18 protein-coding genes are annotated in these 21,064 nt (G+C 61.9%); 7 read left to right on the top strand and 11 right to left on the bottom strand.

The window, feature by feature from the left end; all coding sequences use genetic code 11:
- Positions 1 to 140: 140 nt before the first annotated feature.
- The 3 genes from FB009_RS13870 (at position 141) to trhO (ending at position 2,542) form a co-directional block, all read left to right on the top strand.
- Positions 141 to 614, top strand: a complete 474-nt coding sequence (locus FB009_RS13870; protein WP_012066995.1) for a CYTH domain-containing protein — start codon at positions 141 to 143, stop codon at positions 612 to 614.
- Positions 611 to 1,513: a CHAD domain-containing protein gene (locus FB009_RS13865; RefSeq protein WP_012066996.1), complete on the top strand. Its 903-nt coding sequence runs from the start codon at positions 611 to 613 to the stop codon at positions 1,511 to 1,513. Before FB009_RS13870 ends, FB009_RS13865 begins: the two co-directional genes overlap by 4 nt.
- A gap of 81 nt (positions 1,514 to 1,594) precedes the next feature.
- Positions 1,595 to 2,542: an oxygen-dependent tRNA uridine(34) hydroxylase TrhO gene (trhO, locus tag FB009_RS13860; RefSeq protein WP_012066997.1), complete on the top strand. Its 948-nt coding sequence runs from the start codon at positions 1,595 to 1,597 to the stop codon at positions 2,540 to 2,542.
- 115 nt (positions 2,543 to 2,657) lie between these two features.
- Here trhO and FB009_RS13850 read toward each other — a convergent pair whose 3' ends face one another.
- The 7 genes from FB009_RS13850 to xylA form a co-directional block, all read right to left on the bottom strand.
- A complete protein-coding gene (locus tag FB009_RS13850) occupies positions 2,658 to 3,434 on the bottom strand; it encodes a MetQ/NlpA family ABC transporter substrate-binding protein (RefSeq protein ID WP_012066998.1) in 777 nt (258 codons plus the stop codon).
- A gap of 38 nt (positions 3,435 to 3,472) precedes the next feature.
- The gene (locus FB009_RS13845; protein ID WP_012066999.1) at positions 3,473 to 4,138 is read right to left on the bottom strand and encodes a methionine ABC transporter permease; all 666 of its coding nucleotides are present in this window, start codon (positions 4,136 to 4,138) and stop codon (positions 3,473 to 3,475) included.
- The gene (locus FB009_RS13840) at positions 4,128 to 5,207 is read right to left on the bottom strand and encodes a methionine ABC transporter ATP-binding protein (protein ID WP_012067000.1); all 1,080 of its coding nucleotides are present in this window, start codon (positions 5,205 to 5,207) and stop codon (positions 4,128 to 4,130) included. The genes FB009_RS13845 and FB009_RS13840 overlap by 11 nt, the downstream gene beginning before the upstream one ends.
- Positions 5,208 to 5,503: 296 nt before the next feature.
- Positions 5,504 to 6,910, bottom strand: a complete 1,407-nt coding sequence (locus FB009_RS13835; protein ID WP_012067001.1) for a GH1 family beta-glucosidase — start codon at positions 6,908 to 6,910, stop codon at positions 5,504 to 5,506.
- A gap of 304 nt (positions 6,911 to 7,214) precedes the next feature.
- Complete coding sequence (locus tag FB009_RS13825) at positions 7,215 to 8,399, bottom strand: Gfo/Idh/MocA family protein (protein ID WP_012067002.1); 1,185 nt, start codon at positions 8,397 to 8,399, stop codon at positions 7,215 to 7,217.
- Positions 8,400 to 8,569: 170 nt separating this feature from the next.
- Positions 8,570 to 9,622: a sugar phosphate isomerase/epimerase family protein gene (locus tag FB009_RS13820; protein WP_012067003.1), complete on the bottom strand. Its 1,053-nt coding sequence runs from the start codon at positions 9,620 to 9,622 to the stop codon at positions 8,570 to 8,572.
- Between the two features lie 193 nt (positions 9,623 to 9,815).
- Entirely contained in the window at positions 9,816 to 11,126 is a 1,311-nt protein-coding gene (xylA, locus tag FB009_RS13815) for a xylose isomerase (RefSeq protein ID WP_012067004.1), read from the bottom strand.
- Positions 11,127 to 11,258: 132 nt separating this feature from the next.
- Here xylA and FB009_RS13810 point away from each other — a divergent pair, with 132 nt between their 5' ends.
- A complete protein-coding gene (locus tag FB009_RS13810; protein WP_012067005.1) occupies positions 11,259 to 11,615 on the top strand; it encodes a nuclear transport factor 2 family protein in 357 nt (118 codons plus the stop codon).
- Between the two features lie 38 nt (positions 11,616 to 11,653).
- On the opposite strand, the gene xylB is transcribed toward FB009_RS13810, so the two are convergent.
- A complete protein-coding gene (xylB, locus tag FB009_RS13805) occupies positions 11,654 to 13,108 on the bottom strand; it encodes a xylulokinase (protein WP_012067006.1) in 1,455 nt (484 codons plus the stop codon).
- 9 nt (positions 13,109 to 13,117) lie between these two features.
- The gene (locus FB009_RS13800; RefSeq protein WP_012067007.1) at positions 13,118 to 14,155 is read right to left on the bottom strand and encodes a LacI family DNA-binding transcriptional regulator; all 1,038 of its coding nucleotides are present in this window, start codon (positions 14,153 to 14,155) and stop codon (positions 13,118 to 13,120) included.
- 575 nt (positions 14,156 to 14,730) lie between these two features.
- On the opposite strand from FB009_RS13800, the gene FB009_RS13795 reads away from it, so the two are divergent.
- A complete protein-coding gene (locus FB009_RS13795) occupies positions 14,731 to 16,068 on the top strand; it encodes a S41 family peptidase (protein ID WP_234705056.1) in 1,338 nt (445 codons plus the stop codon).
- 145 nt (positions 16,069 to 16,213) lie between these two features.
- Here the strand turns inward: FB009_RS13795 and FB009_RS13790 are convergent, their stop codons facing one another.
- Both FB009_RS13790 and FB009_RS13785 read right to left on the bottom strand, forming a co-directional pair.
- Entirely contained in the window at positions 16,214 to 17,803 is a 1,590-nt protein-coding gene (locus tag FB009_RS13790) for a DHA2 family efflux MFS transporter permease subunit (protein ID WP_145161632.1), read from the bottom strand.
- A 30-nt stretch (positions 17,804 to 17,833) separates the two neighbouring features.
- Positions 17,834 to 19,042: an HlyD family secretion protein gene (locus FB009_RS13785; protein ID WP_012067010.1), complete on the bottom strand. Its 1,209-nt coding sequence runs from the start codon at positions 19,040 to 19,042 to the stop codon at positions 17,834 to 17,836.
- A gap of 250 nt (positions 19,043 to 19,292) precedes the next feature.
- Between FB009_RS13785 and FB009_RS13780 the strand changes: the two genes are divergently transcribed.
- Positions 19,293 to 19,988, top strand: coding sequence for a TetR/AcrR family transcriptional regulator (locus FB009_RS13780; RefSeq protein ID WP_012067011.1), 696 nt, complete (start codon positions 19,293 to 19,295; stop codon positions 19,986 to 19,988).
- A gap of 113 nt (positions 19,989 to 20,101) precedes the next feature.
- Positions 20,102 to 20,941, top strand: coding sequence for an AraC family transcriptional regulator (locus FB009_RS13775; protein ID WP_012067012.1), 840 nt, complete (start codon positions 20,102 to 20,104; stop codon positions 20,939 to 20,941).
- Positions 20,942 to 21,064: the final 123 nt, after the last annotated feature.

Genomic DNA, 21,064 nt, shown 5'->3' with positions numbered 1-21,064 from the left:
CTTGTGCCCCGATGAACTCGGACGAGAGCGGGATGCATCGATCCCGACTTAAAATCATCGTGATCCGCGGGAGATGACTTGAGCGATCTCGATTAAGCGCTAGTCTGTGGCGGCCGACTTCTCGAAATGGCAGGAGAACCATGGCAAAGGAGATTGAGCGCAAGTTTCTGGTCGCCAGCGATGGCTGGCGGCAGCACGCGGACAAGGGCGTCAGGCTGCGCCAGGCCTATGTCGTGACGATGGAAGACCGCTCGGTGCGCGTGCGCATTCACGGGAACAAGCGGGCACGGCTGACCGTCAAGATCAGCAAATCGGCGCTCGTCCGCAACGAGTACGAATACGATTTGCCCCTCGAAGACGCCCGCGAGTTATTGACGCAGGCGATCGGCATCGTCATCGAGAAGCGCCGCTTCCGCATACCGCACAAGGGCTTCACCTGGGAGGTCGATGTCTATGAAGGCGCGCTTGAAGGGCTGACCGTCGCCGAGGTCGAAATGAAACGGGAGACGGACCTCCCCACCCTGCCGGCCTGGCTTGGGCGTGAGATCACCGGCGATCGCCGCTACTCCAATCAAGCGCTTGCCACCGAGGGGCTCCTGGAAGCGCAGGCATGACCTTCGCCTTCAATCCGGGCCGCCCTTTTACTGCGGACTTCCGCGCTGTGGGAGGCGAACAGATAGAGCGCGCGATAGCAATGCTGGAGGATCAGCCCCATGGCCTCCACGAGGCGATCCACGACGCGCGCAAGAGTTTCAAGCGGCTGCGCTCGCTCTATCGGCTCGTAGCCCACGATGCGCCACTCTTCCAGGGCCAGGAAAACGCCCGCATCCGCGACATGGCCCGCAAACTCTCGACATTCCGGGATGCGGCAGCGCTCGTCGAAAATGCCGTTTATCTGCGAGAGCACGCGGCCAGCGAAGAGCAGCAGCTCGCTTTGGACAAGATTTGCTCGATCCTGGCGAGCCGGCGCGACCGGATTGCAGAAAGCGAAGGCGATCTCGACCGAAAGATCGAGGCAACCATCGTCGATTGCCGAAAGGCGCTTTCCGCACTCGCTCATGTCTCCTTTCAAGATGGCAGGCGGAAGTCCGCCCGCCGCCTTGCCAAGGGCTGGCGGCGGACATTGCGCCGCGCCGGGCGCGCCAGAACGGCCTGTGCGGCAAGCTCCGATACGATCCTGTTCCACGACTTGCGCAAGAGCACACAGGACTACCGCATGCACCTTGCTCTGCTGCGCGAAGCATGGCCGTCGGCAATGCAGGCGAAGAGAGCGGAGGCCGGCGAGTTGGCCGATGTGCTCGGCCATCTGAATGACATCGCCACGTTGGTCGCCCTCGTCAACGAGCGGCCGGACCTCGCAGGCAACAGTAAGGAACACCTTTTTTCCAGCGTCGCCGCACGGCAGGACGAACTTAGGCGTGAGGCCCTGCAACGCGCAGAGAAGGTCTTTTTCGACCGGCCGCGGAAGGAGAGCGGAACTCTCGAACTGCTCTGGCTGGAAGCAGGGCGATAGAACGGTCGCGGCGACCGACGGACTTGACCCGCGAATCGCCGCAATTGCACTTGGCGCCCGAAAGCTGTATTTGCGTGCCGCATGACCGACATGCTCACGACATCGCGCCGTCCGGAGACGCCGGGCCAGTTTCTGGTGGCCGCGCTCTACCATTTCATATCCTTCCCGCGCTTCGCCGATTTCCGCGAGCCGCTACAGGCGATCTGCGACGCCAATGGGGTGAAGGGAACGCTGCTTCTTGCGCATGAGGGTATCAACGGGACAATCGCCGGCAGCGAAGAAGGTATTGCGACGGTCCTTGCATTTCTTCGCGCGCAGCCTGAATTTGCCGATCTCGTGCACAAGGAGAGCCGGGCCTCGGCCATGCCGTTCCTGCGCATGAAGGTGCGCCTGAAGAAGGAGATCGTCACCATGGGCGTCGAGAACATCGACCCCAAAAAGGTGGTCGGCACCTATGTGGAGCCGAAGGACTGGAACGCGCTGATCTCCGATCCGGAAACGCTGGTCATCGACACGCGCAACGACTACGAAACGGCCATTGGCGTGTTCCAGGGCGCCGTCGACCCGAAGACAAAGACCTTCCGCGAATTTCCCGAATGGGTGCGCAACAATAGCGGCCTGCACAACAAGCCCAAGATCGCCATGTACTGCACCGGCGGCATCCGATGCGAGAAGGCCACCGCCTTCATGAAGGAACAAGGCTTCGAGGAGGTCTATCACCTCAAGGGCGGCATCCTCAAATATCTGGAGGAAATACCGCCGGAAGAGAGCCTGTGGGAAGGTGCTTGCTTCGTCTTCGATGAACGCGTGTCCGTCACCCACGGGCTGCAGGAGGGCGAGCACACGCTCTGCCATGCCTGCCGCCAGCCGCTGACGACCGAGGATCTCCGCTCGCCCCTTCACGAGGAAGGCGTCTCCTGTGTCAACTGCCACGACACCCGCACCGAAGAGGATCGGGAGCGTTATCGTCAGCGACAGAGGCAGATCGTGCTTGCGAAGAAGCGCGGGGCGCGGCATCTCGGAAGCTAGTCTGACGGACTCACCCGGTGGATGTCCCTGATCCGCCTGCCGGGACCTTTTCCCCGCAGGCGGGGCGAAGGGAAAAGCTTCACCCGCTCTGCCCCTCTCCCCGCCTGCGCGATCTTCACCAGCTCGGTATGAGCGCGCCCTTGAAGTGCTCGACGATGAAGGTCTTGATCTTCTCGTCATGGTAGGCTTCGACCAGCGTCTTCACCCAGGGCGCGTCCTTGTCCGCTGCACGCACAGCGATGACGTTGGCGTAGGGAGACTTGTCGCTCTCGATGGCAATCGCGTCCTCCTTGGGGTGAAGGTCAGCCTCGAGTGCGTAGTTGGTGTTGATCACGGCTGCGTCGACATCGGCCAGCGAGCGTGGCAGTTGAGCCGCATCGAGCTCGGCAAACTGGATGTTCTTAGGATTTTCCGTCACGTCGGCCGGCGTGACCTTCAGCCCGACATCCGCATTGACCTTGATCAGGCCCTTCGACGCGAGAACAAGGAGAGCGCGACCGCCATTGGTCGGATCGTTGGGAATAGCGACCGTTGCGCCGTCCTCCAGTTCATCGAGGCTCTTCACCTTATTCGAATAGACACCCATGGGCGTGGTGATGGTCAGGCCAACGCTGACGATGTCGAAGCCCCGGTCGGCGATCTGGTTGTCGAGATAGGGCTGATGCTGGAAAGAATTGGCATTGAGGTCGCCGTCGGCCAGCGCCTGGTTCGGAACGACGTAGTCGGAGAATTCGAGTATCTCGATGTCGAGGCCCTTCGGAGCGGCGACTTCCTTCACCTTCTCCATGATCTCGGCGTGCTCGCCCGGGGTTACGCCGACCTTGATCGTCTCTGCGAGTGCCGTGCCGGCGGTGAGCGCGGCAAGAGCCGCCGCGAGAATGAGCTTTTTCATGAAGGTCTCTCCTTGGTGCTGCTGGTTTCTGGGGAAGATCAGGTTTTGCGGTTGCGCTTGTCGAAGCGGCGCGCCAGGCGGTCGCCGGCGCTCTGTACGAGCTGTACGAGCACGATCAGCACGACGACGACGACGAGCATCACATCCGGCATGAAGCGCTGGTATCCGTAACGGATACCGAGATCGCCGAGACCGCCGCCGCCGACGGCACCAACCATCGCCGAATAGCCGATGAGACTGACGATCGTCATGGTGAGCGCCAGCGTCAGCGCCGGCCGCGCTTCTGCAAGCAGGACCTTGAAGACGATCTGCATCGGGGTCGCGCCCATTGCGCGCGCGGCCTCGATGAGCCCCTTGTCGATGTCGCGGATCGCCGCCTCGACAAGGCGGGCAAAAAACGGAATGGTCGCGATCGTCAGGGGCACGATCGCCGCCTTGGTGCCGATGGACGTACCGGTAATGAGGCGCGTCAACGGAATGATCGCAACGACAAGAATGATGAAGGGCGTCGAGCGCGTCGCGTTCACCACCAGCCCCACGGCCCGGTTGAGATTGGGTGCGGGAAAGAGTTCGCCCCTGCCGCTGGTCGCGAGGAAAATGCCGATGGGCAGACCGATCAGCGAGCCGACGAGGCCGGCGATCGCCACCATGCGCAGCGTGTCCAGCGTCGCCTTCGCGATGAGCAGAAGAAGATCAGGCGACATAGCCGAGCACCTCCGTGACCAGCCCATTCTCGCTGAAAAACCTCTCCGCCTTGCCGGAGGTTTCGGCGTCGGCGCCATAGGCGACGACGAGCGAACCGTAGGGCTTGCCGCCGATCTCGTCGATCGTGCCGGCGATGATGTTGACCTCGGCACCGACCGACTGGATGAGCTGCGAGATCAGCGGGCGCTCGGCGGCGGCCCCGAAAAAGGTGAGGCGCACCACGGCGCGATCGCCAATGGCCGCAGCCGGCTTCAGTCCTCGGCCCACGGCTTCCGGCAGCTTCGAGCCCGCCAGGCCCGAAAGCAGTGCCCGCGTCGTCTCGTGCTTCGAATGGGTGAAGACATCAAAGGTGTGCCCGCGCTCCACGATTTCACCCTTGTCGATCACCGCCACGTCGGAAGTAACCGCTTTCACGACTTCCATCTCATGGGTGATGAGCAGCACGGTAAGGCCCAGCTCCGCATTGATCCGCCTCAGAAGCTCCAGGATCGACTGCGTGGTTTCCGGGTCCAGCGCCGAGGTCGCCTCGTCCGAGAGCAACAGCTTGGGTTCGGTCGCAAGCGCCCGGGCGATGCCGATGCGCTGTTTCTGGCCGCCGGAAAGCTCCGCCGGATAGCGCCCGTGCTTGTCGGCAAGACCGACGAGGTCGAGAAGCGGCCGCACGCGCCGCTCGATCGCACGCCGATCCATGCCGGCGATCTCGAGCGGCAGCGCGACATTGCCGAAGACGGTACGCGAGGAAAGCAGGTTGAAATGCTGGAATATCATGCCCACGGAGCGGCGGAGATCGCGCAGGCCCGCTTCGTCCAGCTCGCCCACATCGACGCCGTCAACGAACACCTTGCCGCCCGAAGGCTTTTCGAGGCCGTTGACGAGCCGGATCAGGGTCGATTTGCCGGCGCCGGAACGACCTATGATGCCTGTGATCGAACCACGAGCCACCGTCAGGCTGACATTGTTGAGCGCAGTGAAGGCCGCGTTTCCGCCGGAGGCGGCAAAACGCTTGGATACAGCATCGAAGACGACAGAGGCATCGCCTGCCGATATCTCGGAGCGAGGAAGGGTCATTGTCCGGTTGTCCCCGCAGGAGGGATCAAAACGATAGGAGGATACATGATGCTCTCAGATATTCGAAACTCCGGCCCGTGATCAGATAGGGCCGGCACGGAGAAAACGTCGCCGCGTCAGACGGGCACTCGACAACGCATTCGAAATGGGGAGCAACTCTCTGTCATCGGCCAACCGGTCAGTTCAACGCCTCTCCGGCATGACTGCCATGCCGAAGAGCATTTGGTTCTTATGCCGCGCGAGCGCGTCGATTTACAGGTACGTTTTTTCGAAGCCCCCAGACGCGACGCAAAAGTCTACTCTTTCTGTACAGAACGCCGTGGCGCGGCATCTTCCCTGTTTACGGTTGTCCTGGGGAACTGCTTCGCCAGGGCTTCGTACCAGCGGCCGCTTTTCTTGATCGTGCGGACCTGAGTTTCATAATCAACGTGAACGATGCCGAAGCGCATCCTGTAGCCCTCCGCCCACTCGAAATTGTCCATCAGGCTCCAGGCGAAATAGCCCTTCATAGGATACCCCCTGGAGATGAGATCGGCGGCAACTGCGAGATGGTCCGAGATATAGTCGAGCCGAGGCTGATCGTCGACGACGCCATTCTCGTCGTCCATATTGTAGCAGGCGCCGTTCTCGGTGATGTAGCAGTCGGGAAGCGCATAGCGGGCATTGAGCGTCTCCACCAACGCGCCAAGCGCCGGAGCGTAGACTTCCCAGCCGATATCCGTCTTCACGTCGCTCATGGGCTTCGCATTGACGGTCGCCGGGTATTCTGAATCCTTCGCGGAGTCTGCCGAAACGCGCATCGGCGTATAGTAGTTGAGCCCCCACCAGTCGAGCGGCTGGGCGATCGTCTCCATGTCGCCGTCCTCGATTGCTGGCATGCGGTCGCCAAGCGCCGAGAGGAAACCCTCCGGATATTCGCCTTTGAAGACAGGGCCGAAAAAAACGCCGTTGTGGAAATCGAAGGCGCGTTCGGCCGCGGCCTTGTCCGCGGCGCTGCCGCTGCCGGCATAGATTGAATGGGCATTGATGACGATGCCCACCGGCAGGTCCGCCCTTACCGAACGGATCGCGGACACGCCTAACCCATGGGCGAGATTGGTGACGTGCAGCGCGGCAAGTGCCGCATCCATGTTGCGTTCACCCGGCGCATGCACGCCGTAAAGATGGCCTAGCCAGACTGAACACCAGGGTTCGTTGAAAGTCGCCACCGCGTCGAGACGGTCGCCGACACGCGCAACCACCGTTTTCGCGTAGCGCTGATAGGCATAAGCCGTCGTGCGCGCCGTCCAGCCGCCGTCGCCCATCAGCGCCAGCGGCAGGTCCCAGTGATAGAGCGTGGCGAAGGCCTTGATGCCGCGCGCCTTCAGCCCATCGACGAGGCGATCGTAGAAGTCGAGCCCCTTCTCGTTGATCGGGCCGGTGCCCTCCGGAACGATCCTCGGCCAGGCGATCGAGAAGCGATAGGCCCCGACGCCAAGGCTCTTTATCAGGTCGAGGTCCTGTTCCAGCCTGTTGTAATGGTCGCAGGCGACATCGCCATTATGGCGTCCGTAAACACGGCCCGGCATATTGGAGAAGGCATCCCAGATGGAGGCTTTGCGCCCATCCGCCTTGCTCGCTCCCTCGATCTGGAAGGATGCGGTGGCAACGCCGAAGACAAAATCGCCGGGAAAGCGCTCTGCCAGTTTCTTGGCTTCGATCATCGTTCAGGCCTCATGGTCTTGCGCAGCCGGACCCAGGCACGGCCGCGTTCCATTCAAGTGAAGCGGACCTTTGCGGGTCTCGCACTCGTCTGTAGACGTGGCCTAAGCCCGCAGCGGCAAATGTCAATAAAAAAGGGCGAGGTATCCCCGCCCTCACTCGATCACGTTCATGCTTTTAGGTCGGGTCGATCCAAAAACATGAACGTGATCAATTCCAGGAAGATAGAGCGGGATGCGGGCGGAAAACCGCGCACTTTCCCTCATCCTGTTCTGAGCACCCCGCTTTTCCGCATCGCGGAATTGTTCAGATCTTGATCCAGGCGCCGTTGCGTTGAGACGAGCGCACGCAGGCATCGACGAAAATCATACCCTTCATACCGTCGTCGAGCGTCGGATAGACGACAGCCGGGTCCGCTTTCCCGCCATTGCGCTTGGCATAGATCGCCCGCGCCGCTTCCGTATAGATGTTGGCGAAGCCTTCCAGATACCCTTCCGGATGGCCCGAAGGAATGCGCGACACGCGTGCTGCCGCTGGCGAAGCCCCGGCGCCGGCGCGCGTCAGCAGACGCTTCGGCTCACCGAAAGGCGTGTACCAGAGGTAGTTCGGGTCCTTCTGGGTCCATTCAAGGCCGCCTTTCGTGCCGTAGACACGTACCATCAGGCCGTTTTCGTGGCCGGGTGCCACCTGGCTGCACCAGAGCATCCCCTTGGCGCGCGCGCCGCCCTTTTCCTTGAAGCGCATCAGCACATGGGCGTTGTCGTCGAGCTGACGTCCGCCGACGAAGCTGTCGAGATCGGCGCAAAGCTCTTCGAGTTCAAGCCCGGAAACGAAGCAACCGAGATTATAGGCATGCGTGCCGATATCGCCGGTCGAGCCGCCGGCGCCCGAACGCGCCGGATCGGTTCGCCAGGCGGCCTGCTTCTGACCGGATTGCTCGATGTTCTCGGTCAGCCAGTCCTGCGGATATTCCATCTGCACGAGGCGGACGGCTCCGATGTCGCCATTGGCGATCATCTCGCGCGCCTGGCGTACCATCGGATAGCCGGTATAATTATGCGTGAGCACGAAGAGCGCCTCGCTCTCCTCAGCCGCCTTCTTAAGCTTCTTCGCATCGGCGAGCGTCGAGGTCAGGGGCTTATCGCAGATGACATGGATGCCGCGCTTCAGGAACTCCTTTGCCGCCGCATAATGTACATGGTTCGGCGTGACGATCGCGACCGCTTCTATGCCGTTCTTGAGCTTCGCCTCGCGAATCGCCATCTCCTTGTAATCCGAATAGACGCGCGACGGGTCGAGCCCGAGTTCGCGACCCGAGGCCTCGGCCTTCTCCGGCGTCGACGAGAGCGCGCCGGCAACAAGCTCGTAGTGATCGTCGAGCCTGGCGGCGATCCGATGTACCGCGCCGATAAAGGCGCCGGAGCCGCCGCCCACCATGCCGAGTCGGATCCGCTTCTGACGCGTTTCCGTACTGCTTCCCTCGATTGCCATTCTGCTTCCTCTCCTTGAATGTTTCGCGTGGAATTCCCCTCATCCCGCTGCCGCGACCTTCTCCCCGCAACCGGGGAGAAGGTCGCGGCGATGCCTCCCCCAGCGGAAGGGCGGGGAAAGTCCCCTCTCCCGTAAGCGCGGAAGAGGGTGAGGGGCGGACAGTTGATCGACTAAATTCCCAGCATCCGCCGGTTCGCGGCTTCGTCGGTGCCGCTGTCGGCGAAATCGTCAAAGGCCTTTTCGGTGACGCGGATGATATGCGCCTTCACGAACTCGGCCCCCTCGCGCGCGCCGTCTTCCGGGTGCTTGAGGCAGCATTCCCACTCGACCACCGCCCAGCCGGTAAAATCATTCGCCGTCATCTTGGAAAAGACCGCGCCGAAATCCACCTGGCCATCGCCGAGCGAGCGGAAACGGCCGGCCCGGTTCACCCAGCTCTGGTAACCGCCATAAACGCCCTGGCGCCCGGTCGGGTTGAACTCCGCGTCCTTGACGTGGAACATCCGGATCCGATCCTTGTAGATGTCGATATTCTCGAGATAGTCCAGGCACTGCAGCACGTAGTGTGACGGGTCGTAGAGCATGCAGGCGCGGGCGTGATTGCCGGTACGCTCAAGGAACATCTCATAGGTGATGCCGTCATACAGGTCCTCGCCCGGATGGATCTCGTAGCACACGTCGACGCCGCAATCCTCTGCATGGTCAAGGATCGGCTTCCACCGCCGTGCGAGTTCGTCGAAGGCCGTTTCCACCAGGCCCGCCGGACGCTGCGGCCACGGATAGACGAAGGGCCATGCCAGCGCGCCGGAAAAGCTTGCCATTGCATCGAGACCAAGATTCTTCGAGGCCGTCAGCGCCAGCTTTACCTGCTCGACCGCCCATTCCTGCCGTGCCCTAGGGTTGCCGCGCACTTCCGGAACGGCGAAACCGTCGAATGCCTCGTCATAAGCCGGATGAGCCGCGACGAGCTGGCCCTGGAGGTGGGTCGAAAGTTCGGTGATCTCCACGCCGTTGTCGCGCGCCTTGCCGGCGATCTCGTCACAATAGGCTTTCGATTCGGCTGCCTTCTTCAGATCGAACAGCCGCCCGTCCCAGCTCGGGACCTGCACGCCTTTATAGCCGCAATCGGCTGCCCATTTGGTGATCGAATCCCAGGAATTGAAAGGTGCGGCATCGCCGGCGAATTGCGCAAGGAACAGCCCCGGCCCTTTGATCGTCTTCATAGAATTTCCTCCCTGATGGAGCGGTGTGCGATATGCCGGCACTACGGCCGACCGTTGACTTCAAGTGCTTCCGGCCCGCGAATTCCGCAGCGGCTGATACACCTGCAACGTTGCAGGCGCCAGAAGCTAGCAGATTCTTCGCGAGGGGCAATCGGCTTCTGCTCCCCTCGCGAAAAAGGCTTACCCCCGCCCGTCAGACGTAGCGGTTGACCACGTTTTCCAGGAGCTCCTGCCGCCCGGATTTCGGCTGCGGATTTACGTCCGCCTTCAGAACCCGAGCCTCGATCTCCTCGAGCGAGAAGCCGCCCTGGAGCATCTTTTGCGCCTCCAGCTCGTTCCAGCCGGCATAACGCTCTTCGAGCGGCGCCGAGAGTGCCTTGTCCTCAATCATCTTCGCTGCGGCCTTGAGGCCGCGCGCGCAGCAATCCATCCCGCCGATATGGCCGATCAGCAGGTCTTCGGGGTCGATCGACTGGCGGCGCAGCTTCGCGTCGAAATTGGTTCCACCGGTCTTGAAGCCGCCACCCGCAAGGACGTGGTAATAAGCGAGCGCCATTTCCGGAACATTGTTCGGGAACTGGTCGGTATCCCATCCGGACTGGTAATCGTTGCGGTTCATGTCGATCGAACCGAAGACACCGAGGGCATTGGCAAGCGCCAGCTCGTGCTCGAAGGAATGGCCGGCGAGGATCGCATGGCCCTGCTCGATATTGAGCTTAACCTCATTCTCGAGACCATATTTCTTGAGGAAGCCGTAGACGGTCGCGACATCGTAGTCGTACTGGTGCTTGGTCGGCTCCTGCGGCTTCGGCTCGATCAGGATCGTACCCTTGAAGCCGATCTTGTGCTTGTATTCGACGACCAGATTGAGAAAGCGGCCAAGCTGATCGAGCTCGCGCTTCAGGTCGGTGTTGAGCAGGGTCTCATAGCCCTCGCGCCCGCCCCAGAGCACGTAATTCTCGCCGCCGAGCCGCTGCGTCGCGTCGATGCAGGTCTTAACCGTCGCCGCGGCGAAGGCGAAAACATCCGGGTCCGGGTTCGTCGCAGCCCCCGCCATGAAGCGGCGGTTCGAAAAAAGGTTGGCCGTGCCCCACAGCAACTTGACGCCGGACTCGTCCTGCTTCTTTGCGAAATAATCGACGATGTCGTTGAGGTTGCGCGTGTTCTCGGCAAAATTCCGCCCCTCGGGGCGAACGTCCGCGTCGTGGAAGCAGTAGAATGGCGCGCCCAGCAATTGGAAGAATTCGAAGGCCACGTCCGCCTTCAGCTTCGCGGCCTCCATCGAGTCCTTGAACCAGGGCCGCTCGAAGGTCTGCCCGCCGAAGGGATCGCCGCCCGGCCAGACGAAGCTATGCCAATAGGCGACGGCGAAGCGCAGATGGTCTTCCATACGCTTGCCGAGGACGACATCGTCCGGGTTGTAATGGCGGAAGGCGAGCGGATTGGTGCTTTCCGGACCTTCATATTTGATCTTAGCGGTATCGCCGAAAAATCCTGTGCTCACGACAGTCTCCTCTCATGTATTATAGGTGCCGCCGGGTCTCGCGCAGCCCGGCATTACGTGGAAGGTAATTGGTTTCATTCCCTCGTTCGTCGACAGTGAACGCGTCGAAACACGAACCGAAGGAAAACTCCGATGCACGACCTCGACCGGATTGCCGAAGCCTACATCGCCGCCTGGAACGAAACCGATGCGGGAAGGCGCGACGTCCTCATCGAGCAGGCCTTCACCGCCGACATCGGCTACCGCGACCCGGTCATGCAGGGCGATGGCCGCGAGGCTGTCGCCACGATGATCGCTGGCGTCCAGCACCAGTTCCCGGGCTTCCGCTTCGCTCTCAATGGCAAACCGGACGGCTTCGCGGATATGATACGCTTCTCCTGGATATTCGGGCCGGACGGCACGTCGGTGATCGAGGGGACGGATTTCGCCACCATCGAGGGCGACCGGCTGAAGCGGGTGACCGGCTTTCTGGACAAGATCCCGACGTGAGAGCGCGAAAGCGTCGGCTCCGGATGGTCTGCGGCCGCTCACGACATCGCTCCCTTTAACGCCGGGTAGAGCCGGCGATAGCGCTGATAGGCATCTTCATAAGCCTGCACGAGCGGTCCCTCGGGCGCGATTGTTTCCGCCGTCTCCGGCGCCGCGCAGACCGCGACCGGGTCGGCGTCGGCGGCAGCGATCAGGCCGAGCCGCGCCGCGCCGAAGGCGGCGCCGAAATCGCCGTCCGCGGGCAAGTCGACCGGCAGGTTCAGCGCGGTCGCGATGGATTTCAGCCAGTAGCGCGACCGCGAACCGCCGCCGATTGCGGTGACCCGTTCAAGCTGCGTGCCGGCCGCGCGCAGAGCCTCCAGGCTGTCGCGGATCGCGAAGGAAACGCCTTCGAGCACCGCCTGCGTCAATAGCGGGCGGGAGCTCTCATGGCCGAGCCCGACAAAGGCACCGCGAATGGCCGCGTCGTTGTGCGGCGTCCGCTCGCCGGAAAGATAGGGAAGAAACGTTGCGGAACCCGGCGCTCTGAGGCTCTCGCCAAGCTCACCGGTAAGGTCGGCCGCACTCCGGCCCGTAACTCCGGAGTGCCAGTTCAGGGCGTCCGTCGCCGAAAGGATCACGCCCATCTGATGCCAGGTGTTCGGCAGCGCATGGCAGAAGGCGTGAACGGCGCTTTCAGGATTGGGAAGATAGCTTGCATTTGCGGCGAAAAGCACGCCGGAGGTGCCGAGTGAGACAAAGGCCTGCCCCTCCCCGACGGTTCCCATGCCGCAGGCCGATGCCGCGTTGTCGCCGGCTCCGCCGGCCACAAGAACACCGGAGCCCATGCCCCAGCGACTTGCCAGTTCGGGCCGCACGGTACCGGCCGCATCGGTTCCTTCGACAAGTTCCGGCATCTGGCGTTCCTCGAGATGCGTGGCGGCAAGCAGGCTTGTCGACCATTTGCGCTTGCCAGTGTCGAGCCAGGAGGTGCCGGCGGAATCGGACATTTCGGACATGTGCTCGCCGGTCAACCAGAGGCGCAGATAGTCCTTCGGAAGCAAGACCCAGCGGACTCTGGCGAAAATCTCCGGCTCGTTTTCGCGCACCCAGGCGAGTTTCGGAGCGGTGAAGCCGGGGAAAACGATATTGCCCGTCAGCGCGCGGAATTGCGGGTCGCCATCGAGTGCCTCCGCCTCACGGAAGCTGCGGGTGTCGTTCCACAGAATGCACGGGCGCAGCACCGCATCCCCTTCGTCGAGCAGCGTGGCACCGTGCATCTGGCCGGAGAGGCCGATCCCGCGGACGGCGGCAAGTGCTTCAGCATGCGCGGCCTTGAGCTGAGCTATCGCCTCCTCCGCGGCTCGGATCCAGTCGGCCGGGTTCTGTTCCGACCAGCCGGGATGCGGGCGGTCGACGTCGAGCGCTCCGGTCGCGGAGCCGACGATCCGCTGCTCCTCGTCCATCAGCATGGCCTTCACTCCCGAAGTGCCGAGATCCAGTCCGAGATACATGGTGTCCTCCTATTCCTGCTCGAGCGGCAGGTTGTCCTTCAGGAAAATATCGATGCGGATGCGTTCCTGCGCCGCGATCACGGGCAGCCCGTCCGCCTTTGCTTTCAGCACCCGGATGGCGCTCCTGACTTCGTGACCCGCATTCTGATTGAGCAGCGCATCGATCGTGCCGGAAAGAAGGGCTGCACGGCTGTGCGGGGTCAATTCATGCGCGATTGTACAGACGGATTTTGCCCTGCCTGCCTTTTCGAGTGCGGCTATGAGCCCGCGATTGCCGGCACCGAGGCTGTAGATGCCGGCAAGGTCGGGATTCCGCTCGAGCAGCGCGCCTACGAGCTTCTCGACGAGCAACGGGTTGTCTTGTCCCTCGATGACCGGAAGAACCTGTCGGGAGGCGAAATCCTCGCTTGTCACTGCCCGGAAACCCTCCAGCCGGTCGCGGTGGTCGCGCACCAGCATGGAACCGGCAAGCACCGCGACGGGCCCTTCGCGGCCGCCCAGAAAGCGGCCTAACAGGCTGCCGGCGGTTCGACCTGCCGCGACGTTATCGACGCCGGCGAAATGATCGCGCCCGGATCCGGGCAGATCGGACACCAGCGTAACGACGGAAACACCGTCTTCGCAGAGCCGCTTCACCGCCTCAGTCACTTCGGGCGCTTCGACGGCGACGACGGCAACGCCCGCGGGCCGGCGCTTGCGCGCGTCGAGCAAGGCAGCGGCGAGCGCCGGCGCGTCGAAGGCAGGAACGGAAAGAATGGTGATATCCAGCCGCTCGGCCGCAGAACGCGACATCGCGAAGCGCAACTCGGACTCGAGACCGCGCATGAAGGCGTTTTCGCCGGAGGGCAGAATGAAGACCAGGGGATAGCTGCGACTCTTGGCGAGATTGGCAGCGGCGACGTCGCGAACGTAGCCGAGCGTGGCGATCGCGCGCTCCACCCTGTTACGCGTGACGCTTCTCACGCCCGGGCGGTTGTTCAACACCCGGTCGACGGTGGCGAGACTGACGCCCGCCTCGGCCGCGATATCGTGAACTGTCGGTCGCATATCTTCCTCCCGGCAAACCCCTTAGAGGAATTTTTGATGTACGTAAATCAAAAATCTGGGAGTCTGTAAAAGGAGGCGATATTCGCTGTGCATCCGCCCCTTACCCTAACCTCTCCCCGCTTGCGGGGAGAGGGGACGAGTACGCCCATTCCTCTCGCCCAAATCCACCAAAGCTGTGGTGGGCAGGCGTTTGCCGCTTGTCCCTCCGCTCCGCCCTGGGGGAGAAGGTGGCGGCAGCCGGATGAGGGGCATTTTACCCAGAGCGAGATGAGGAGAACGTGCGCGCGCGCCGAATCCCGGTTTAACTCTTTGGAACCGATAACGTTCATGATTCAGGTCGATCCGACAGAAAATCATCGTCATCGAGTATTTCCTCGTGCCGGCGCAATGCCGGCTCAGACGCACGCCGATGCGGAATCGCATTGAATGACTTTCTGGATTTCTTTGCGCACTCTTGTCGGAAGCCCACAAACCCAATCGTCATGATTAATGTGGCGGCGAAAACCGCCTGATGCGAACGACAGAGGAAAGCACGTATGTCTCCAGGATGGCTCGCAATCCCTCGAACTGCCGCGATGGCCCTCACGTTAGCTGTTACCGGTTCTGCGCAGGCGGCTGATGTTATTTTGACGCCGGCCCAGATGCGAGAGGATCTTACATTCTTAGTAGAGAAATGGGCGCCGCTCGATAAAAGCTTCAGCGACAGCCAGAGGGCGGAGTTCGGCCGGCATGTCGATGAGACCGCGTCTGCGGCGGAAAATCTGGCGCCGGAAGAGTTCGCGCTTGAAGTGATGAAAGCAGTGGCCATCGCGCGCAACGGACACACCAACGCCAATGTCGGGACGTTGCTTGGCGCCGACCTTCCCGTGCGCGTGTGGACGTTTTCCGATGGGCTTTATATCGTCAAGACTCACCCCGATTTCAAACGGTTGCTTGGCGCGCGCGTCGTCGGGATCGGCTCCCTGACCACGCAGGAAGCGCTCGACCGGGTGCGTGCCTACCTTCCCGGCACGGACCAGCGGATTCGTTTTCTCTCGCCCGGCTATCTGGTTGCGCCCGCCGTCCTCGAGCGGATCGGCGCCGTCGACGGCACGGACCGCATTCCGTTGACCTTGCAGTTTGACGATGGACGGACGGAGATCGTCGAGCTTGCGCCTATGAAAGGCGAAGATCCCGGCGATGAGCGCAAGGCAAGCCTGAACAGGGGCTATTCCGTGCTTATTCCCGACGATCCGGACTTGCCGGGACGCTGGCGCCATCTGCTCGACGGCCGCAAGGAGCTGCCGCCGATCTACGGCAAGCGCAGCGACGTGCAGGCGCGCTTCCTCGATGATCACATGAAGGTGCTCTACATCCGCAACGACACGGCAAGAAGCATCGACGAAACGCCCCTGCCGGACAAGTTGGCCGGCGTTGTCCTCGACAAAATCGTGCCGATGCAGCCCAAGCACATCATCGTCGACCTCCGCCTGAACAATGGCGGCGACTTCTTCAACACGATCCTGTTTTCCCGGGCGATACCTCGACTTGTGCCGCGCGACGGACGTGTGTTCGTGCTTGTTGGGAGAGCAACCTTCTCTGCTGGCATAACGACCGCCGCCATGCTCAAGGGAGAGGGAGGCGACAAGGTCACCCTTATCGGCGAACCGATGGGGGACGGCGGCCAGTTCTGGTCCGAGGGCAAGTATGTCAAGTTGCCAAACTCCCGGATCGCTGTTCGCTACAGCCCGCAATTTCATGACTACGAGACCGGCTGCTTCGACATCGACGACTGCTATTGGGCGACTGTCGCCTTCGGCCCGCGCGGTATTTCGATCGCGCCGGAAATCACGGTTGAGCTGAGTTTCAGGGCTTATGCGGAGGGGCGAGACCCTGTCCAGGAGAAAGTGCTGGACTTGGCCGGCAGGCACTAAACCGTCCCAGCGGTGAGCTCTCGCAGCAACCAGCGTTTGCGCTCTGAAATCCGGAAATCCTGAGTTCCGCAAATGCGGAATCACGATCATAAGGAAAAGGAAAAACCGCGGCGGCGGAGGCGCCGCTCTCCATGCCGCGAAACACCTAGTGCCCGCCACCTCCGGGACCCGCCGCTTGCGGTTTCGCGATCATCAGAACGCCGGCGATCATCGACAGGAACAGGAACGTCAGCAATACGAACACGTCGATGAAGGACATGATCACTGCCTGCTGCTGAACCATCGCCGCCAGTTGCTTGACCGCGGCCGTGGTTCCGTCGAGGCCGTGCGCGGTGAACGTCGAGGCGATGTTTCTCATCCGCTCAACTGCCTCCGGATTACCCCATTCCACGTGTTCGGCAAGGCGTGCGTAGTGAAAATCCTGGCGCTGCGTGAGAATAGTGTTGATGACCGCAAGCCCAACGGCGCCTCCGAGATTGCGCGTCAGATTGTAGAGGCCCGACGCGTTGCGGATGCGCGCCGGCGGCAGGGTGCCGAGCGCGATATTGTTGATCGGCACCATGCATAGCATCAGCGAGCAGCCGCGCAGGATCTGCGGGACGAGCAGTTCCCAGAAATCCCAGTCGGCAGTCATCTGGCTCATCAGCCATGTGCCCGCGGCAAAACCGGCAAAGCCGATCGTCATCATCGCCCGCGGATCCATTCGGCCGGAGAGAAAGCCCGCGACCGGCGCCGTGACGAACATTGCGAGGCCCGAGACGAACATGGTCTCGCCGATCATCAGCGAATCGTAGCCGCGAATGCGCCCGAGATAGAGCGGATAGAGATAGGTGAGACCGTAGAGGCCGATCCCCATCACGAAGGAGAAGAGCGAGCCGAAGGCGAAGTTGCGGTTGGCAAAGGCCTTGAGATCGACAACCGGGAAATCGACCTTGAACGCCCGGTAGAAGAAAATGACGGCGGCGACCGTGGTGGCAACGGCGCCCGTGACGATATGCTCGTCGTTGAACCAGTCGTTGGCGTTGCCTTCCTCCAGAACATATTCGAGCGAGCCGAGGAAGATCGCCATGGCGAGAAGTCCCCACCAGTCGAATTTCTTGATCAATCCGAGTTCCGGCTTGTCGAAGTCGATGAAGAACCAGGTAACCGTCGCGACGATGATGCCGGGGATGACGTTGACGAGAAACAGCCAGTGCCAGGAGAAGGCATGGCTGAGATAGCCGCCGACCGTCGGGCCGATGGTCGGCGCCAGCGTCGCGATGAGACCGATGATCGGCGAGACGACGTTTCGCTTCGAGGGCGGGAAGATGGTGAAGGCCGCGGCAAAGACCGACGGGATCATGCCGCCGCCGATAAAGCCCTGAATCGCCCGGTAGGCGATCATCTGCTCGATATTGGTGGCGGTAGCCGCAAGGGCGCTGGCTGCCGTAAAACCGGCGGCAGCCACGGAGAAGAGCACCCGCGTCGAGACGATGCGGGCCAGCGTGCCCGAGAGCGGGATCATGATGACTTCCGCAATCAGGTAGGACGTCTGGACCCAGCCGATCTCGTCGGACCCGGCAGAAAGACCCGCCTGGATTTCGGCGAGCGAGGCGGAGACGATCTGGATGTCGAGGATCGCCATGAACATGCCGACGACCATCGCGAAGAAGGCGATGAGCCGCCGCGGATCCATATGCTCCTCGGCTTTCGGTAGGCTCGGCGCAGCAGCGCCCGCTATTGCCGTTGCGGCCATTTCCGCCACTCCTCAGGCCTGCAGCCCTTTTTACTTCGCCTGAGCGAGCTTCGACTGTTCCGGTGCAGTGCGTGTATCGACGTCTACGACTACGCTCAGACCCGCGCGCAGATGTCCCTCGGCCAGCACGTCGGCCGGCAAGGTAATGCGCACCGGAACGCGCTGGATGACCTTGGTGAAGTTGCCCGTCGCGTTTTCGGCGGGCAGCAGCGAGAAGACCGAGCCGGAGGCCGGCGAGATCGATGCCACGGTGCCTTCGATCGGGCGATCCTCATAGGCGTCCACATGGATCTCAACCTTGGAACCCGGCACCAGATGCGCGATCTGCGTCTCCTTGAAGTTGGCGTCGATATAGAGCTGATCGGTGGGCACGAGCGCGGCGAGCCGCTGGCCTGCCGAAACGAGATCGCCGACCTGGACCGCGACGTTGCCTATCACGCCGTCATAGGGTGCCTTGAGCACGGTGAAGCCCAGATCGCGACTTGCCTTGTCGCGGGCAAGCTCCAGCGAATGGATCGTGCTTTCAGCCTCGTTGCGCTGGGCCTCGAGCACGGTGATGTTGGCCTTGGCAGCCGCGATATTGGCCTCGGCGCCGGCGAGATTTGCACGGGCTTGATCGAGCGCCACCTGGGCGCTGTCGAGAGAAGCATCCGTACCGAATGACTTCGACTGCAGTTCGCTGGCGCGCCTCTGTGCCAGTTCCGCGCCGCGCACCGTCGCCTCGAGCGCCTTCTTCTGCGCTTCGGTTTGAGTAAGGCTCGCCTTCGCCCCGGCGATCTGTGCGTCGAAACGGCTGAGCGCCAGCTTCTGTGTGGCGATCTGCGCCTCCGCCTGCTCCGCCGCGATGCGGTAATCGCCGTCGTCGAGCGTGACGAGCGGGTCGCCGGCCTTCACATGCTGGTTGGCGACGACGTCGACCTTGGCAATATAGCCGGAAACCTTCGGCGAGATCGTCGCAATGTCGCCTTCTATGTACGCGTCGTCGGTCGAGACCAGGAAGCGCCCATTGGTCCACCAATCATAGCCGTACCAGGCGGCGGCACCGAGGAGCACGATGCCCAGAACCGGAAGGATCTTGCGACGTTTTTTAGGAGGTGTAGCGATCTGCTCGCCCGCCTGCTCATCGGTAGCGGCGTCGGTCGAGGGGCTCTTGGCCTCGGCCTTCTGATCGTCCACGACTTCGAAATCGTCGCCGACGGGACGGACACGGGCAGCGCTGGATGAGCTGGGAGCGGACATGGACCACCAATTCGGGTTGAGATTGAACTGAACCGTTCGGTTCGATGGATCTTGACATAATGCCTTTCGCGCCGCATATCAAGGGCAAATCGAACCGGTTGGTTCGATTGATGAAGCAAGGTCGAAGAAAAATCGTGCGTGCCGCCCGGCGCCCGCTATTCTTACTGGAATCGACCGCGTCATTCGCCCTGGATTGCAAACCGTTCAGGTCGACGCTACCTGATCAAAGGAGTGGATACGTCCAACAGCCATGGCCCCAGTGACAGACGCAGAGCATGAAAATTCCCTGCATGATCAGCAGGAACACCCGTCGGGCGGGGGGCGCCGGGCCGCCGGCGCGGATCCGGTAAAACGCGAGCAGATCCTCGACGGCGCCAAACGCGTTTTCATGCGAAGCAGTTTCGACGCGGCCAGCATGAACGACATCACCCGCGAGGCCGGCGTCTCGAAGGGCACGCTTTACGTCTATTTCGAAAACAAGGAAGACCTGTTCACGGCGCTCATCGCGCGCGAGCGGAACATCATCGTCAACAGCGTCAAGCAATCCTTGAACGGCAATGAGCCCGTCGAAGAGGCGCTTCATGCTTTCGGCGTGAAGCTTGTGACGAGCATCACGTCGGATTACACGATCCGCGCGATGCGGACGGTACTCGGCGTGATCGACCGGATGCCGCGGCTGGCGCAGCGCTTCTTCACGGCAACGCCGGAGAACGGCTACACCGTCCTCAAGGCCTATTTCGACCAGCAGGTGTCTGCAGGCACGCTCTCGATCGAAGACACGGAAACAGCCGCAAAGCAGTTCATCGATCTCGCCATGGCGGGAATGTTCAAGGGCCGCCTCTTCGGCATGTGCGATTCGGTTTCGGACGAAAGCATCGAAAAGAACGTCAGATCCGCCATTCGCGTTTTCCTGGCCGCCTACGGAAAAGAAGCGGGCGCGAAGTAGCGGCGGCGCATAGCCGAAACCCGGCGTAGCATCTTCCTGCAGTCCAGCAATTGCGATCAAACGCGCTCGCCCGAAAGGCCGTAAAACCTTGCGTGTCCACAAAGGGAGTGACGATGAGTGCCATTGCAAGGGCGATCTGGTTCATCGAAAGCCATTTCGCCGAAGACATATCACTGGACGATATCGCTGCAGCCGCCGGCCTGTCGCGCTATCATCTTTCGCGCGTGTTCGGACTTTCGGCCGGCCGCTCGATCAGCGCCTATATCCGAGGCAGGCGCCTGAGCGGTGCCGCGCTTGACCTTGCCAACGGCACATCCGGCATTCTCGAAGTGGCCCTCGAGGCGGGCTACGGCTCGCACGAGGCTTTCACCCGTGCCTTTCGCGAACAGTTCGGGGTGACGCCTGAATCCATCCGCAAGCAGGGGCACGTCCGCAATATCGATCTTTTGGAGCCGATCAGAATGGACGACACACGCACTTTGAAGATCGAACCGCCCCGGTTCGAAGAAAGCCCGGGGCTCCTTCTCGCAGGTCTCGCAGAGACCTATGACTACAACCGAACCGAAGGCATTCCTTCTCTCTGGCAGCGTTTCAGCGCCTATTTCGGCAACATTCCCGGACAACGCGGCAACACCGCCTATGGCGTCTGCACCCAGTCCGACGGCGAGGCGGGCCGCTTCCGCTACATGGCTGCGGCGGAAATAAGAGACAACGAAGCGCTGCCCGCAGGGTTTTCAACACTCAGGCTGCCACGGCAGCGTTACGCGATCTTCGTCCATCGCGGGCATATTTCTGAAATCGCCGCCACCGCCCACCACATCTTCAAGACCTGGTTTCCGGAATCCGGCTATCGGCACGGCGAAATGCCCGACCTGATGGAGCGGTACGACGAGCGCTTCGATCCGCATTCCGGCATGGGTGCGGTCGAGATGTGGGTGCCCTTGAAGGGCTGATTTCCTGTGCACCGAGATTTGCCGCGGATTTCCATCGGGAATTCCACCCCTTTTCAATGACCGGAGCCGACAACGTCGCCGTGAAAAGCACGGTGACGCTTGCGACTTTCGCAAGTATCCCTA

Origin of the sequence: Sinorhizobium medicae (genome assembly GCF_007827695.1) — a bacterium.
Taxonomy (GTDB): domain Bacteria; phylum Pseudomonadota; class Alphaproteobacteria; order Rhizobiales; family Rhizobiaceae; genus Sinorhizobium; species Sinorhizobium medicae.
Note: the sequence above shows the minus strand (reverse complement) of the source record. Positions and strands in the feature narration are given on the sequence as shown.

Excerpts from the sequence above, each read along its gene's own strand:
- FB009_RS13870 (WP_012066995.1), top strand. The coding sequence starts at position 141 with ATGGCAAAGGAGATTGAGCGCAAGTTTCTGGTCGCCAGCGATGGCTGG.
- FB009_RS13865 (WP_012066996.1), top strand. The coding sequence starts at position 611 with ATGACCTTCGCCTTCAATCCGGGCCGCCCTTTTACTGCGGACTTCCGC.
- trhO (WP_012066997.1), top strand. The coding sequence starts at position 1,595 with ATGACCGACATGCTCACGACATCGCGCCGTCCGGAGACGCCGGGCCAG.
- FB009_RS13850 (WP_012066998.1), bottom strand. The coding sequence starts at position 3,434 with ATGAAAAAGCTCATTCTCGCGGCGGCTCTTGCCGCGCTCACCGCCGGC.
- FB009_RS13845 (WP_012066999.1), bottom strand. The coding sequence starts at position 4,138 with ATGTCGCCTGATCTTCTTCTGCTCATCGCGAAGGCGACGCTGGACACG.
- FB009_RS13840 (WP_012067000.1), bottom strand. The coding sequence starts at position 5,207 with ATGACCCTTCCTCGCTCCGAGATATCGGCAGGCGATGCCTCTGTCGTC.
- FB009_RS13835 (WP_012067001.1), bottom strand. The coding sequence starts at position 6,910 with ATGATCGAAGCCAAGAAACTGGCAGAGCGCTTTCCCGGCGATTTTGTC.
- FB009_RS13825 (WP_012067002.1), bottom strand. The coding sequence starts at position 8,399 with ATGGCAATCGAGGGAAGCAGTACGGAAACGCGTCAGAAGCGGATCCGA.
- FB009_RS13820 (WP_012067003.1), bottom strand. The coding sequence starts at position 9,622 with ATGAAGACGATCAAAGGGCCGGGGCTGTTCCTTGCGCAATTCGCCGGC.
- FB009_RS13810 (WP_012067005.1), top strand. The coding sequence starts at position 11,259 with ATGCACGACCTCGACCGGATTGCCGAAGCCTACATCGCCGCCTGGAAC.
- xylB (WP_012067006.1), bottom strand. The coding sequence starts at position 13,108 with ATGTATCTCGGACTGGATCTCGGCACTTCGGGAGTGAAGGCCATGCTG.
- FB009_RS13800 (WP_012067007.1), bottom strand. The coding sequence starts at position 14,155 with ATGCGACCGACAGTTCACGATATCGCGGCCGAGGCGGGCGTCAGTCTC.
- FB009_RS13795 (WP_234705056.1), top strand. The coding sequence starts at position 14,731 with ATGGCCCTCACGTTAGCTGTTACCGGTTCTGCGCAGGCGGCTGATGTT.
- FB009_RS13790 (WP_145161632.1), bottom strand. The coding sequence starts at position 17,803 with ATGGCCGCAACGGCAATAGCGGGCGCTGCTGCGCCGAGCCTACCGAAA.
- FB009_RS13785 (WP_012067010.1), bottom strand. The coding sequence starts at position 19,042 with ATGTCCGCTCCCAGCTCATCCAGCGCTGCCCGTGTCCGTCCCGTCGGC.
- FB009_RS13780 (WP_012067011.1), top strand. The coding sequence starts at position 19,293 with ATGGCCCCAGTGACAGACGCAGAGCATGAAAATTCCCTGCATGATCAG.
- FB009_RS13775 (WP_012067012.1), top strand. The coding sequence starts at position 20,102 with ATGAGTGCCATTGCAAGGGCGATCTGGTTCATCGAAAGCCATTTCGCC.